The organism is Nostoc sp. UHCC 0870, assembly GCF_022063185.1.
Classification (GTDB): domain Bacteria; phylum Cyanobacteriota; class Cyanobacteriia; order Cyanobacteriales; family Nostocaceae; genus Trichormus.
Genome location: NZ_CP091913.1, coordinates 4716558 through 4732549 on the forward strand (window position 1 = coordinate 4716558; position 15992 = coordinate 4732549).

At 40.5% G+C, this 15992-nt stretch carries 12 protein-coding genes and 1 pseudogene; 11 read left to right on the forward strand and 2 right to left on the reverse strand.

Annotated elements, in window-relative coordinates; all coding sequences use genetic code 11:
* The first annotated feature begins 106 nt into the window (after positions 1–106).
* Together L6494_RS19880 and L6494_RS19885 are read left to right on the forward strand one after the other, a co-directional pair.
* Positions 107–490, forward strand: a complete 384-nt coding sequence (locus tag L6494_RS19880; protein WP_237996163.1) for a helix-turn-helix domain-containing protein — start codon at positions 107–109, stop codon at positions 488–490.
* A 104-nt stretch (positions 491–594) separates the two neighbouring features.
* A complete protein-coding gene (locus L6494_RS19885; RefSeq protein ID WP_237989481.1) occupies positions 595–1806 on the forward strand; it encodes a TonB-dependent receptor plug domain-containing protein in 1212 nt (403 codons plus the stop codon).
* A 137-nt stretch (positions 1807–1943) separates the two neighbouring features.
* Here the strand turns inward: L6494_RS19885 and L6494_RS19890 are convergent, their stop codons facing one another.
* On the reverse strand, positions 1944–2651 hold the full coding sequence (locus tag L6494_RS19890) for a Uma2 family endonuclease (protein ID WP_237989483.1): 708 nt from the start codon (positions 2649–2651) through the stop codon (positions 1944–1946).
* Between the two features lie 203 nt (positions 2652–2854).
* Here L6494_RS19890 and L6494_RS19895 point away from each other — a divergent pair, with 203 nt between their 5' ends.
* Positions 2855–4615, forward strand: a complete 1761-nt coding sequence (locus L6494_RS19895; protein WP_237989485.1) for an ABC transporter ATP-binding protein — start codon at positions 2855–2857, stop codon at positions 4613–4615.
* Positions 4616–4793: 178 nt separating this feature from the next.
* A complete protein-coding gene (locus tag L6494_RS19900) occupies positions 4794–6626 on the forward strand; it encodes an ATP-binding cassette domain-containing protein (RefSeq protein WP_237989486.1) in 1833 nt (610 codons plus the stop codon).
* A 143-nt stretch (positions 6627–6769) separates the two neighbouring features.
* On the opposite strand, the gene L6494_RS19905 is transcribed toward L6494_RS19900, so the two are convergent.
* Positions 6770–6937, reverse strand: coding sequence for a hypothetical protein (locus L6494_RS19905; RefSeq protein WP_237996320.1), 168 nt, complete (start codon positions 6935–6937; stop codon positions 6770–6772).
* 76 nt (positions 6938–7013) lie between these two features.
* Here L6494_RS19905 and L6494_RS19910 point away from each other — a divergent pair, with 76 nt between their 5' ends.
* The 7 genes and pseudogenes from L6494_RS19910 (at position 7014) to L6494_RS19940 (ending at position 15944) form a co-directional block, all read left to right on the forward strand.
* Entirely contained in the window at positions 7014–8387 is a 1374-nt protein-coding gene (locus L6494_RS19910; protein WP_237989488.1) for an RNA-guided endonuclease InsQ/TnpB family protein, read from the forward strand.
* Positions 8388–8516: 129 nt separating this feature from the next.
* The gene (locus tag L6494_RS19915; protein ID WP_237989489.1) at positions 8517–9518 is read left to right on the forward strand and encodes a helix-turn-helix transcriptional regulator; all 1002 of its coding nucleotides are present in this window, start codon (positions 8517–8519) and stop codon (positions 9516–9518) included.
* Positions 9519–9724: 206 nt separating this feature from the next.
* Entirely contained in the window at positions 9725–12346 is a 2622-nt protein-coding gene (locus L6494_RS19920; RefSeq protein WP_237989490.1) for a TonB-dependent receptor domain-containing protein, read from the forward strand.
* A gap of 93 nt (positions 12347–12439) precedes the next feature.
* A complete protein-coding gene (locus L6494_RS19925) occupies positions 12440–13366 on the forward strand; it encodes an iron-siderophore ABC transporter substrate-binding protein (RefSeq protein WP_237989491.1) in 927 nt (308 codons plus the stop codon).
* An 8-nt stretch (positions 13367–13374) separates the two neighbouring features.
* Entirely contained in the window at positions 13375–14367 is a 993-nt protein-coding gene (locus L6494_RS19930; RefSeq protein ID WP_237989492.1) for a sucrase ferredoxin, read from the forward strand.
* 6 nt (positions 14368–14373) lie between these two features.
* A pseudogene (locus L6494_RS19935) lies at positions 14374–14769 on the forward strand (hypothetical protein); the annotation flags it as partial.
* Positions 14770–14993: 224 nt separating this feature from the next.
* The gene (locus L6494_RS19940) at positions 14994–15944 is read left to right on the forward strand and encodes an AraC family transcriptional regulator (RefSeq protein ID WP_237989493.1); all 951 of its coding nucleotides are present in this window, start codon (positions 14994–14996) and stop codon (positions 15942–15944) included.
* Positions 15945–15992: the final 48 nt, after the last annotated feature.

Consider the following 15992-nt stretch of genomic DNA (forward strand, 5'->3'; position numbering starts at 1 on the left):
GCAACTGGCATTACAGCAACTACTGAACTGTCCGTTGCAAGGAATTATGCGCCGGACTTATGTAGAAGCTAAGACTTTGGAATTAATCACTTTACAATTTGCTCAAATGTTGCAGGATGGGACATCCCCACAGCAGTTAACTAATTTGAAAAAACGCGATATCGAGCGGATTTATCAAGCCAAAGATATTATTACCCAAAATATTACCAATCCCCCCTCATTAATTGAATTAGCGCGACAAGTGCAATTAAATGAGCGCAAATTAAAACAGGGATTTCGGCAAATCTTCGATACCACAGTGTTTGGATATTTGCATGATTATCGTCTAGAACAAGCTTGTCAATTTTTGATGACAGGTCAAATGAATGTAGCTGAGGTGTCTTACGCTGTGGGATTTGCTAACAGAAGTTACTTTGCAGCAGCATTCCGCAAAAAGTTTGGTATCAATCCTAAAGATTATCAAGGACAGTGGCGAAAAAAGTCCGCCTAGTGTTCAAAAATGACCCTGTAGAAATCACTTGAAATAACAAAATGCCGTATTGTACCTAACAGTTATTGAAAGTTACTGGCAACTGTTCAGGGAATACGGTGATCATGGTGTGTGGAAATTTGGCTGAAAAATCTCATGTTCTTTTGGCTGTAGGTGTGATTTCAATGCTGATGATGCAACCAGCGCAAGCAGAATCAGATATTTCTAGCCTTCAGGATGTTGTTAATCCTCATAAAAGTGCTGCATTGCTGGCTCAAGAGTCTGGTGTGATAGTTATACAGGTGACAGGAGTTCAAGCAAATCCCACAGAGCAAGGTGTGGAGATAATTTTACAAACAACTCAAGGGGAAAAACTACAAATCACAAATCGCAATACTGAGAATAGTTTTATCGCAGATATTCCTAATGCTCAACTACGTTTACCTAGTGGTGATGGGTTCACATTCCGTTCGGAAAACCCAGTTGAGGGGATTACTGAAATCACGGTAACAAATTTTGATGGCAATACTATTCGGGTGACAGTGGCGGGTGAGGCTAGTGTACCATCTGTGGCTTTATTTGATAGTCCAGAAGAGGGTTTAATTTTCTCGATAGCGGGTGCTGTAGCTTCTACGCCATCACCACAGCAGCAACCAGAGAAACCTGAGAGTGAAATTCAAGCAGAACAACCATCAACACAAGATAATCAGCCGATTGAATTGGTAGTCACAGGTCAGCAAGATGGGTATCGTGTACCAAATGCGTCAACTGCGACTAAGACTGATACCCCATTGCGTGATATTCCCGCTTCGATTCAAGTGATCCCGCGTCGAATCTTAGAAGACCAAAAGACGAAGCGCTTACAAGATGCCTTGGAAAACGTCAGCGGTGTACGCAAACGAGATAACTTCGGAGGTTCAAATGCCGGTGGATATAATATTCGTGGCTTCGATCAAGCTGGAAATTTCCGCAATGGATTTTCTGACAATGACTCTTACTCTTCGGTAGATACAGCAAACATCGATCGCATTGAGGTTCTCAAAGGGCCGGCTTCTGTTCTATTTGGTCAGGCTGAACCGGGAGGAATTGTCAATATTGTCACAAAACAACCCCTTAGCACTCCCTATTATTCAGCTGAATTTAATGTCGGCAATTATGCTTTCTATCGCCCTAGTTTTGATATTTCGGGGCTTCTCACAGATGATGGTTCGCTGTTATATCGGCTGAATGTGGCTTATCAAAACTCTGAGAGTTTTCGAGATTTTAATTTTACCGAACGTATCTTTGTTGCGCCTGTAATTACCTGGAATATTAGCGATCGCACAGGAGGAAAATAGAGAAGAACAAGCTAAACAGGCGATCGCATCCCATAATCAACTCTTAAAAACTGCTAAACACCAATATCCGAGGGACGATTGCGACTAAAATATTTGTTAATCAAATTCGCCAATTGTGACAACCTTAAAAACTAATATTAATTTTTGCCCAATTGCTTGACAAACTCCCCATGTTCAGAGGAATTTAATCCCAACTGCAACACCTCCAACACCTGCGCCATCTGATTGTTTAACAATGCCTCCACCTTTAACCACAAACCAGGAAACGCCTGAGAGCGAATGATGCCATCGGCATCGGGAGATAGTAAGTGATAGTCGCCATCACAAAGGTAAAACCATTCGATTTGATTCTCGTAGGATTGCCAGATGACATACTCCAAAACCCCGTTACGGCGATAAACTTGTTTTTTGCTGCCCCTATCGATGGCGGCACTACTGGCGGCAACTTCCACAATTAACTCAGGTGAACCTTCAATATAATCATCGCTACTTAATCGAGTCTGTCCACCCACAGCAGGTTCAATCAATAGCACCGCATCCGGTTGGGGTTCATTATCTAAATCTAGTCTGACAGTCGGAGCATCACTCAAGTCAACGCCAGGAGTCATTGCTTGATAAACTCCTAACCAGGTCATGACTCGACTGTGAGGTTTACCATGCAGTTCATGTCTTAAGGGAGATGCCACGTAAACGATTCCTTCGATCAATTCTGCTTTTTTAATGTGGGGTGCAGCTGCATAACGTCGCTCAAATTCAGGGCGAGTCAAGCGATCGCCACTTTGAAGCGGGGGAAAATGTTCGTGAGCCGAATTGGATTGTGTTTCGGGCGAGTATTCTCTAACCATTGCTCAATCCTCACAGTTTCCGGATCATCCCCACTGTAGCAAACCTTTGTATATGGAGATTAGGGAAAATAATCAAAATATATTGGCAATAAATAGGCAGATTCGGCGTAGAATACGAAAATTAGCTAAAAAAATTCTCTCCTAAACTCTACGTGATTCTAAAATCAGCCTTCAAAATACGGCTTATTGATAGCTAAAGCTTTATGAAAATTGGAATACAGCAATACTGGAATTTACTTGTAGACTACCTTAAGCCGCAAAAGAGTAGGATGGTCAAATTTGCGATCGCACTACTCGTAAGCATCGGCTTACAAATCCTCAACCCCCAAATTCTACGTTATTTCATTGACACAGCTGTTAGTGGTGGGGATAGCCAAAAATTACTCTTAGCGGCCTTGCTATTTATTGGTGTAGCCTTAATCACCCAAGCAATGTCAATTACCGCCACATTCTACGGTGAAAACGTCGCCTGGACAGCTACTAATAATTTGCGTGCAGATTTAGTAGAGCATTGTTTGACACTAGATTTATCCTTCCACAAATACCGTACACCAGGGGAATTAGTGGAACGTATAGACGGCGATGTGCAGAATTTATCAGAATTTTTCTCGAAATTTACTATTCACATCTTGGGTAATTTACTCATGGTGTTGGGTGTGATAGTAGTCCTGTTTATAGAAGATTGGCGAGCCGGTTTAGCTATTTTATTGTTTGCTCTCACCGCCTTGTCTACTCTGATTAAGTTGCGTAGAATTTCAGTTTTCCATTGGGGAGGGTATCGCCAATTTAGTGCAGAGTTTTTTGGCTTCTTAGGTGAACAGCTAACCGGGATGGAAGACATCCGCGCCAATGGCGCAAAAAATTATGTCATGCAACGCTTCTATACAATAATTCGTAACTGGCTACCCATCTTTCATAAAGCCCGCTTTGCCGATACAATTCTTTGGGTGACAACCAACGGTATATTTACTTTAGGCAGTGTAATTGCTCTCATCGTTGGTGCTTACCTATGGAGTCAACAAACAATTACCATCGGTACAGTTTACCTATTGTATTACTACACTAATATTCTCAGCGAACCAATTGAACAGATTCGCAACCAATTTGAAGACCTCCAGCAAGCAGATGCGAGTATTTACCGCATCACAGACTTATTCCAAGTTCAATCTCAATTGCTTACAAGCGGCGAAAAATTACTTCCCCCAGGTGCGCTGTCTATAGCTGTCGAGAATGTCTGCTTTAGTTACAATGACCGGGAACATGATACTGAAGATTTAGTATTGCAAGATGTATTTTTTAATTTACCTGCGGGTCAGGTTTTGGGTTTACTGGGACGTACAGGAAGCGGAAAGTCTACTTTGGCGCGATTACTCTTGAGATTGTATGACCCACAATCAGGTTCAATTCGATTGGGGGGTGTACCTATCGACCAAACCCCACTCCAAGAATTACCGAGGAAAGTCGGGTTAGTAACTCAAGATGTGCAACTTTTTCAAACCACAGTTCGCAATAACCTAACTTTTTTCAATCCTGACATAACTAGCGATCGCATCTATGAAACAATAGAAATGTTGGGCTTGTCAGAATGGTTGCACTCTTTACCCAATGGCTTAGATACAACTCTAGGGCTAGATAGTAGCGGCTTGTCAGCAGGACAAGCGCAGCTATTAGCCTTTACCCGTGTATTTCTCAAAGACCCTGGCTTAGTAATTCTCGATGAAGCCTCTTCACGTCTTGACCCAATGACAGAAAGACTCATTGAAACAGCTATAGATAAATTATTGATGAGACGAACCGCCATTATTATTGCCCATCGTTTAGCAACCGTAGAAAGAGCCAATCAAATCTTAATTTTAGACAAAGGTAAGGTAAGTGAATACGGTGAAAGAGAACAACTAGCCAAAAATTCTCACTCACGTTTTGCCCAATTATTACAAGCTGGTTTAACAGATTTATTAGTTTAATCGTGATTATATCTATATACCTAACCCGGATTTCTCACCAATTATTGCAACCTCAGTCCAGAGTCAGTAGGGGCGGGTTTAGCGAAATCTTCGTGAATGATTCGAGTATATCTGTGAACCCGCCCCTACTGTTTGTGAGAAATTCGGGCTAATACTTTTATTTTAATTACGAGTTATCATGTCCTTATCAACAAAAAAACTTCCTGGTTGGCAATTATTATGGCAATTAATTTGCTATAAACCCAAACTCTATTTAATTGATACTTGCTTCTGGATTTTTATTATGGGCTTACCTGCCCTACCTGGACTAATTATTCGAGAATTTTTTAATAGTCTCACAGGTAAAGCTCAATTTGGTTTATCATCTTGGGCAGTTATTGCAGGTTTTATAGCTTTAAGTTTGGGGCATATTTTGGTGATAATTATAGGGCGAATCACCAAAACTCAGCATCGTTTTACTATGAGGTCATTACTGAGAAGAAATTTATTAGAACGTCTCTTAAATAATCCTCATGCTCAAATTAAGGTCGCTCATAATGATACTGAAAAAACTGTATCCCAAGGTGAAGTAATCAGCTATTTTCGAGATGATACCGAACACATTGAAGATAATGTAGCGTGGGTATCAGAAATATTTGGAGAAGGAATATTTGCTATCCTTTCTTTAGTTATTTTATTAAGTGTCAATGTACCCATGACACTATTTGTTTTCCTCCCGTTAGTGGGAATGGTAGTAATTATTCAAAAAACAGAAACCCGCATCAAACAATATCGCAAATCTAGCCGTCAAGCAACTCAACAAGTGACAGGAATTTTAGGAGAAATATTTAGTTCTGTACAAGCTATTAAAGTAGCTGGTGCAGAACAAGATGTCCTCTCTTATTTTCGCACTTTGAATGATAACCGTCGGGAGATGATGGTTAAAGACACCCTATTAAAAGCCATTCTCAATTCACTATTTCAGAACATGGTGAATTTCGGCACAGGTTTGATTTTGGTGATGGCTTCTTTTTTGATGCAAAGCGGCGGTAATCAATTAACAGTAGGTGACTTTGCTTTATTTGTTTATAACCTGTCATTTGTTACAGGTTTTTTTGCCTCTGTAGGCGGCTTTATGGCATTGTATAAACAAACGGAAGTTGCTTTTGAACGTATGACTACTTTAATTTCTGGTGCATCAACAGAGACTTTGGTAGCCCCAAATCAACTTTATTTACAAGACTTGGGTAAAAGTAGACAAAACTTACCTCGATTAGAACAACCAACAAATAATGCAAGTCATCAACTACAATCATTAAAACTAACAAATTTAACTTATATTTATCCTGGTACTACTCAAGGAATTGTAGATATCAACTTAAAAATACAGCGCGGTAGTTTGACTGTAATTACTGGGCGCATCGGTGCAGGAAAAACTACATTGCTCAGAGTATTATTAGGATTATTACCCAAACAAGCCGGGGAAATTTATTGGAATAATCATCTAGTTGCAGACCCTGCTAATTTTTTTGTCCCACCTCGCAGTGCTTACACTCCACAAATTCCCCAACTTTTTAGCTATTCCTTGCGAGAAAACATTTTGCTGGGATTGTCTAAGGATGATGCTGATATTGAAACAGCATTAAAAATGGCTGTTTTTGAGCAAGATTTAGCAGCTATGAATGAGAAGCTAGAAACTTTAGTAGGAACAAAAGGTGTGCGGCTGTCTGGTGGACAAATGCAACGGGTAGCGGCGGCGAGGATGTTTGTACGTCAACCAGAATTACTGATATTTGATGACCTTTCCAGCGCGTTGGATGTGGAAACAGAATTGGCGTTATGGTCGCGGATATTTGCTAATACAACTGAACAGGGGGAAAATTCTTGGACACCAACTTGTCTTGTAGTGTCTCATCGCCGTTCTGTTTTACGTCGTGCTGACCAGATTATTGTAATGAAAGCAGGTAGGGTTGTAGCTCAAGGTAATTTTGATGATATTTTAGCTGATGAGCAAGCTGATTGGATTTTTTAACGTAGCGCGAAAGTCCCCACCTTCTCTGCGAGACGCTACGCGAACAGCGTACTCGCAAGGTGGGGATGAATAGCGGTTGATGACGATTGCATCTATGACCAAAATCAACCGCAAGGTTGATAAGGGAATGGGTGCATAAGGAATCAACAATCTTTATTTTTTGGTTCTGGAAGGGTATCAATTAAATCTTCCACTATCTGAGTAATAGTTTTGTCTTTTTCCACAGCTAATAAGCGCAACTTATTAAGGCGACGTTCAGTAATTCGGATATGTAATTCTTTTTTCATTGCCTTGAGACACAATGACGACACATATATGTTAGTGTATTGCTAGGGAAATAAAAAAACAAAAAACAAGGAGGCAAATAAAACAGTGGCTACAAGGCGAATGACTTTTAGGTTATACCCAAATAAACAAATAGAACAGTCTTTGAGGTATCACCGGAAGTTACAAAAAGACTTGTATAATGCCGCAGTCAATAACAGATTTACACAATATCAAAAGTTCAACCATAAGGTTGATTATTTTGAGCAGCAGAATTGTTTACCAGCGTTCAAGGAAGTTTGGACAGAGTATAAACAAATAAATTCTCAAGCTTTACAAGCAACCTTGAAGCGTGTTGACTTTGCTTTTGAACGCTGGTTTAAAGGATTAGGTAAGCGTCCAAGATTCAAATCAATTAGACATTATTCAGGTTGGACTTATCCAGCTAAAAGTGGATATTCAGTAGAGTCTAATGGTGAAAATGGTTATTTGAATTTGTCTAAGATTGGGCAGATTCAAATGAGAGGCAAGGCTAAGTATTGGGGAACTCCAACTACTTGCACAATTGTTTACCGAAATGGTAAATGGTACGCATCTATTACAGTTGATGTGTTAGACCAAGTTCTCAAGCCTGAAGTTCTACCAGTTGGTGCAATTGGTATTGACTTAGGTTGTAAAGCAGCATTATCAATTACTGATGGCGAAAATCATCAACAAATAGATGCTCCTAAGTTTTTGAGAAATGCTGAACAGAAAATCAAAAAAGCTTCTAAGGAGAAGAGACGTAAACGCGCACCAAATAGAAACAAAAAAATCAAAGCTTCTAGACGATATAAAAAAGCCCAATTAAAGGTTACTAAGCTAGTTCGTCAAGTTGGTAATCAACGTCAAAATTGGGTTCATCAGGTAGCAGCAGAAATTGTAAGCGGTAATAGCCTCGTTGCGACCGAAAAACTAGAAGTAAAAAACATGACTAGTAAAGCAAAGAAAGGCAAGCGTAAAAAGCAAAAAGCAGGGCTGAATAAGTCGATACTCGATGTAGGGTTTGGAATGCTTCGCAGTACCATCAAGTACAAAGTAGAGCAAATTGGTGGTGTATTTGTAGAAGTTCCAACTAAGAAAGTAAAGCCTTCTCAAACCTGCCCAAAATGCGGTCATCAGCACAAGAAAACACTCGACATTAGAGTACATGAGTGTGGTGTTTGTGGATATGTTCAAGACCGCGACATCGCTGCTGCCGAAGTTATGCTTTATTGGTCAAAAGGTACTCTACCGGAGTCAGGAACTGGCTTCGCTTCGCGACGCTTCGCGAACGCAGTCGCAGAGTCGCCTAGCTCTACCACATCTACTAGCAAGCGTAAGCAAGCTGGCGAGATGAGGCAACTAGGGGCGAAGAAGCGACAAAAATCTCAAAGTAACTTTGCTGAAAACGGGCTAGAGGTTTCTACGACCTCTAGCTCAGGCGTTCGCGCAGCGTCACGAAGTGAAGCCAGCTAGAGGTAGTTCATATTTTGATATCTATAGTAGCCTCATTATTTCTTGAGCTATTGAAATTATTTCTCAACAGTATATAATCAATAGTAAATAGTATTTGTATCTTAATTTTCCACACACCAGATAGAGATAATGCCAATCACGATTTCGCAACAAGCTTTCTGGGAACTTTTTTCAGAAACTGAAGAAATCCAAAACCAGTGTGCAGATGAGTTTGAGACGATTTGCCCATATCCACAGGAGTTAGGTCAAGGAAATCTCCGATATATTCACTTGCGGGAAGGCTTGGAGTTAACAATTGCTGACTATCAACTCCATGATTATCTGATTCTCAAATCTCCAGAACGCCAACACGGTGTAGAGTTTACCTTTTATCTATCTGGTGGTCACAAAAATCAATCTAGCTCTGCTTTGGCTGGACAGTACGCTATTTGTGGTAGCGGTGTTGCACCAAAAGAATCTTATGAATGGTTAGCAAGTCAGAGAACTCTGTCCATTAATCTCCATATCGAACCGGAGTTTTTTTGCTCATGTCTAGACCTTCGCACTGAGCAAAAATCGGCACAACTTGCCCATTTAGTTGAAAAACCAGAAAACAAATATTATGTGCGTTCCGGTAACACCACGTCTGTGATGACGATGGCTTTGCAACAAATTTTACAATGTCCTTACCAGGGTGTTACTAAGCGTATATATTTGGAAAGTAAAGCTTTAGAGTTAATGGCCTTGCTAATTTCAGAAGAGTTAGCACTAGGACAATCTCAAATAAATGCCTATCACCTCAAACCAGATGACATAGAACGTATTCACTGTGCAAAAGATATTTTGTTACAGAATATAGACAATCCTCCTTCCTTAATCGAACTAGCGAGAATGGTGGGTTTGAATGACTGCACGCTCAAACGAGGTTTCCGTCAAGTGTTTAATACAACGGCTTTTGGCTATTTACATCACCAGAGATTAGAGAAAGCCGGACAACTGTTAGCAATAGGTGAAATGAGCATAGGAGAAGTAGCTCGTGCAGTTGGTTTTGCAGACCGCAGTTACTTTGCAGCTGCATTTCGTAAACAGTATGGGGTTAATCCTAGTGTGTATTTGCGAACCCATCAACAACCAATGAAAAATTCCGCCTAGTCATCAAGAAATTCCGTCTAGCCATCAAGTCGAAACTTCACACCTTCAGACTTTCCTGTAAGCTTCTTGATAGTAATTACTAAATGCTGCACTGAAGATACTTTCCATACTGTCTTAATTAAGCAAGTATTGGAGTCAATTTTTGCAGTTTACAAGACCATTTATTTAGAAAATTTCTCAATTTTTGCATTCGGTTGTGTGAAGTTATGGCTAGTCAACTGCAAAGACTTGTTTTGATGACGATATTAGCCTTGGTGTTAATTAATCTACCTGGGCGGGCAGAAGATAAAGGACATGAAATCGAAAAACCTGTCACCAGTCTTAAACAATCGCTGTCCCAAGCACAAATTCAGATTACCAATGTCAAGTTACAAACAACGGACAAAGGGCTGGAGATAATTTTAGAAACAAATCAAGGAGAAAAGCTACAACCTGTAAATAAGACTGAGGGGAATGTCTATATAGTGGAAATCCCCAATGCTCAATTAAGTCAGGAATTTCGCCAAGAAAATCCTGCTAGTGGCATTACTGATGTTGTTGTCAGCAATTTAGATACCAATACTATCAGGGTGACAGTTACAGGTGAAACAACATTACCAAACGTAGAGTTGTTTGACGGCGACGAGGGTTTAATTTTAGGTGTAGAAGTTGCTGCATCATCTGTTCCACAACCTCCGCAACCAGAAACGCAACAGCCACAAACAGAACAACCATCTGCGGAAGTGGATGAGCCGATTGAACTGATAGTGACAGCGACACGGACAGAGGAAGCAATCACCAACGTGCCGCGTAGTGTGACAGTTATTACCCGTGAAGAAATTGAGAAACAATCAACCATCACCAATGATTTAGGAGATATCTTAGGGCGGATAGTTCCAGGTTTGGGGCCGCCAAACTCACTTAACCGCGCTGGTAATGCTCAAACTTTACGGGGTCGTCCGGTATCAATTTTGATTGACGGTGTACCACAGCAAGGTAATTCCTTTGTGAATACTCAGTTAGAGTACATTTCCCCAGATGCGATTGAACGGGTGGAAGTGGTACGTGGCCCTACAGCCGTCTTTGGTCAAGGTGCATCTGGTGGTGTCATCAATATTATTACGAGAAAGCCAGCTGAAGGATTTACTTCTACTGCTCAAGTTGGTATCAGTGCGGCGGCGGCTGGTGATGCGTTCTTGGGCGAAAACAGCTTCGGCAATTATCTACAATATGGATTTTCCGGTAAAGATGGGATTTTTGATTATGTATTTTCCCTCTCACGTAATAGTGTAGGTAGTTTCTTTGATGCTGATGGTTCGCGGATTCCCAGTAACAACGCCACATCAGATGATACTGTCTCTACAAGTATATTGGGCAAGATAGGAATTGATGTTGGAGAACAACAACGTCTACAATTTACTGTCAATCATGGCAATAATTCCCGTAAAATTAAATTCATCGCTGATCCGATTACGCGTACAATCCCTGGATTGCAAACAACCCGTGCCTTAAAACAAAATCAGGTTTACGAAGGCACGGATGCACCTCGAATTACCAGTACATCTGTTAACCTCAACTATACTAATGAGGCAGTTTTTGCTAGCAAACTGCAAGCCCAAGCCTATTATCGCAGTTCCGAAGAGTTAGGAGTAGGCAGAGATGACCGGGGTCGATTTGCAGATGCCATCAATCGCTTCCGTTCTGAAGAAGAAGCTTTTGGGGGAAGGTTACAGATTCAAACACCCCTATCTACATCTGTATCTTTATTATGGGGAGCTGATTACGAGAAACAACAAGAAGGGGATACCCGCCAAGAGATATTTGATCCCGTCGCTTTTGATGCTAGTAATAATAACCGTCGGATTCTGCGTAAAATTGGCGAACAAGTTTATTACCCTGCCTTTGATTTGAGTAGCTTAGGATTGTTTGCCCAAGCGCAATGGGACGTAAGTGAGCAATTAATTCTCAGTGGTGGTGTGCGTCACGAACGCTTTAACTTTAGTGTGGACGAATTCACACCGTTATTAGACAACAACTTTGATCCCTATGTTGGCCCCAGTGTTGCAGGCGGCGAACTAGATTTCAGTGACACGGTGTTTAATGTGGGCAGCGTCTATAAAATTACGCCTACAGTTAGTGTTTTTGCTAACTTTGCTCAAGGTTATTCAGTACCACAACTTTTCCGCGTCCTCAACTTCTTACCCCCCGGATTCACCATTGACAGAGATGTCCGTTTTCTCCAGCCGCAAAAAATAGATAATTACGAAATTGGTGTCCGTGGGAATTGGAATAATTTCCAAGCAACTCTAGCCGGATTTTTTAATTATTCTGCTCTTGGTCTATCTTCCAGGGGTCAACCAGACGGTACGATTCAATATATTCGCGCTCCGCAAAGAAACTATGGGATTGAAGCAACTTTAGACTGGGAAGCATCAAGGAATTGGAAACTTGGTAGTAGTTTGACTTGGACAGAAGGGGAAGATGATCAAAATGAAGATGGTGATTTTAGAGCTTTGCGGACATTAGAAGTTCAGCCATTGAAGTTAACAGCTTATGTTGAAAATCAAACTACTCCAGGCTGGCGGAATCGGTTGCAATTACTCTATGTCGGTAATCGCGATCGCGGTTTTGAAGCTGGCAGTGATTTTGTTACTATTAGGGATTATCTCGTAGTTGATTACATCAGCAGCTTTCAAATTGGTGCAGGCAATTTAGAGGTAGGTATTCAAAACATATTAAATAACAAATACTCCTCTGTATTTTCTCAAGCAGGTGGCGGACTGGATGAACTGTTGAATAACTTAGAAAGAGGTCGCAGTCTTAGTGTTAATTACCGCATTACTTGGTGATTAGAAACTGGGGAGTGGGGATTGGGAATTTATCACTTTTTTACGGAGGGAAAAATTAAAATTAGAGGTTATATTACTCTATGCTTATTGGGTTTGGTTTCTATCATTTTGCTTTGGGCTTGTCAGCATATTTCTGAGGATAAACCTAGACAACTTGATAGTAGTTTATCCATTTCTCAACCAGTAGTTACACGATTAGTTAAACACGCTGGGGGAGAAACAAAAATTCCCATTAAACCCCAACGGATAATCACTTTACATGATTCGACTATCCTCGATCCTGTTTTGGCTCTGGGTGTAAAACCAATTGGTATAGCGACTTATGTTCCCGAACAAGGAGTTTTATTTCGTGGCATAAATGAACAGCAAGTGAGGAATATTCAACAAGTTGGTAGTGCATTTCAGCCTTCTCTTGAGAAAATACTCATGCTCAAACCTGACTTAATACTAGGGCGTGAATATCAAAAAAATATTTACAAGCAACTTAGCAATTTTGCTCCTACAGTATTAGTTGAATGGGGTAATTTTACCTCTTTTAAAGCTAATTTTTGCTACATTGCCCAAATATTAGGTGAGGAGGAACAAGCCGATAAAGTTTTACATGACTACCAAGAAAGAGTTGAAAATTTGCAATATCGCCTAGGAGAATTACTAGAAAAAATTGAAGTATCGGTGATTGTATTTACTGGACAAAATATCAAGTCATTTAATGGTGATGCTGTATTTAACCAAGTTATTGATGATGTAGGGGTGAAACGCACATCAATTCAAAGAAATCAAAAAGAACCTTATTTACAATTAAGTATAGAAGATTTAAAAAAATATGATGCAGATGTTTTGTTCATCATCAATGAATTCAATGATAGCATCTCATCTTATTTAAAAAATCCTCTGTGGCAGCATTTACGAGCAGTCACAAATAAACAAGTATATGTAGTAAATCAAGGTGATTGGTTTGCTGGTGGCCCTTTAGGAGTCAACAAGATTCTTGATGATTTGTTCCACTATTTACTGGAGTGAGTTTAAATATGCGAATTAACAAGACTCAAAATCATTGCCGTTTTTGTTCAGAAATTTCTCAAGCTAACGGTGAAGACCCTATTGGATCAGCGATCGCTGTGGAACAATATTTAATTATTGAAGCTGCACAACCTTGGCCGATTCCAATTTGGATTGAACCTGATCCCATGCCACAGGGAGTATTAGACGCTTTAAACTTTGTTTGGGAAGGTGGGGGAACAGTTCGACAGCTGGCGATCGCACCAGATAAAGAGTATTCTATTCCAGGTTATAAACACGTATTTCACTATCGTCGCCCAGCCGGGTTATTTGCTGAGTATGAGAAACAAGCATTTCTCGTACCTGATGCTGAAATTGGTGATTTAGCCCTGGCTTTAATTAAAGAACCAGCAAATTTACCAGATTTTGAACCATATCAGCAAAACACTACACATATTAGAGAACTACTTGTCTGTACACATGGTAATGTTGACGCTGCCTGTAGCAGATTTGGTTATCCCATTTACAAAAAATTGCGTGCTGAATATGCTGCAACTAATGTAAACCTGCGCGTTTGGCGATGCAGTCATTTTGGCGGACATCAGTTTGCACCTACCCTAGTTGATTTACCAATAGGACATTACTGGGGTCACGTAAAGCCGGAAATTTTAGATGTATTAGTGTGGCGTAAGGGTTCTGTCGAAGAACTTTATCCCTACTATCGGGGATGGGGTGGTTTATCTTTCTTTGAACAAATTACCGAACGAGAAATTTGGATGCTTGAAGGTTGGAGGTGGCTGGAATATCACAAAGCTGGTCAAGTTTTAGCAAGTGATGAAATTAATCAAGAATGGGCGGATGTTCGCATTGATTACACCACAAACGATGGAAATATTAGCAGTGCATATCAAGCCAGGGTGGAGGACAAAGGCTCAGTTATGACAGCCTGGAAATCAGGAGAAAATCCTACTTTAGAGGAAGTCAAGCAGTATCGTGTCCGTAATTTAGTGAAATTGGCATGATGAAAAGATGCTGATTCGACATGGCGACCAAACCAATATAGTTATAGCTACCCTGATAGCAGACTTAACTTTGAATTTGGCATTGTCAAGCTTTTAGATTATCAAAGCCGATGGCAAGAATTAGAAACCAGCGATAATCCCTTTGCAACAGTGGTAATGGCGCATTTGAAGACACAGCAAACAGCTAAAAAGTTAGGAGAACGTAAAACTTGGAAATTTAGTTTAATTCGCCGATTGTATGAATTAGGTTCGCAGGAAAGGGATATTCGTAACCTCTACCGATTTATTGATTGGGTTATGATTTTACCAAAAGGCTTGGAAGCAGAATTTTGGCAAGAGTTTAAACAATTCGAGCAGGAGCGGACTATGAGCTACATTACCACAGGCGATCGCTACGAGAGGCTAAACCAAACAGACTCTATGCGTACCGTGCTTGAGAGTTACGCCGCATAGCATCAGCTAGCAGCAAGGAAAAAAGGAACTTGTGCTATGACAACTAAAAAGACGGGTAGTGATCTCATGACATCCCTCTTGAGAAAATTATCTAATAGCTGTTAACCTAGTTGTAAATATCACCTTTAAGAGCGTGTAACTAGAGATGGCTGGGATCTTAATCAATAAAAAATATGGATGAAATGTTTGAAGAGACAGCTATTAACGGTAATCAGCCTCATCAAACTGAAAATGACATTGTTTTGAACTATTCTGAGTCTATTGGTAAGGGTTACTGGCAGCGCACGTTCCTACCGGATGGTATTTCTATAGATATTGAAAATAGTCAATTCTTCAACCATATTATCTGGGAAGAACCAGAAGGTGAGGGATTGCCGGAAATAGGTTTTCGTTTGTCAGGAAACCGTAAATTGTATACAGGTGAGGTGATGCAAGGTGGTCAAAACTTCTTGTGCTTATCGGATGTCGGTCACGGAGGTATAACAGAGTGGGCAGGTAATCAAAGACACCTGAAAGTTGATATCAACCTCACGCCGGAAATGTGGGCAATGCTGATTAATCAACAATCACAATACTTATCTCCACACCAGCAACTTCCTCTTTTCGGGGTTAAAAATGCACCTTATTACGAACTGCGAACCACTACACCTGTAATGCAGTCGGTGTTATACCAAATTCTCAATTGTCCCTACCGAGATTTTATCCGAGAGGTTTATCTACAAAGTAAAGCACTGGAACTGGTAGCATTGTGGCTGTCACAAGAACTAGATTATCGTCAGATTAACCAATCTACAGTCAAACTTTCCCCTGATGATATAGAACGTATTTACTATGCCAGAGATATTCTGATTACTAATTTGCTTCATCCGCCAACATTGCTAGAACTATCACGTCGAGTTGCGGTAAATGAGCGAAAACTGAAGCGGGGTTTTCGGCAGATATTTGGGACTACAGTTTTTGGCTACCTGCATGATCATCGCATGGAACAAGCTAAACAAATGTTGGCAGAAAAAAAATTGACTGTTGCCCAAGTTGCCCATGCTGTAGGCTATTCTCACCTGAGTCACTTTGCGGCTGCATTCAGAAAAAAAATAGGGGTAAATCCCAGTGCTTACGGAAAGTAAAAATAGTCCGTCTATGGATAAATAAAATCCCTCTATGGATAGACATAG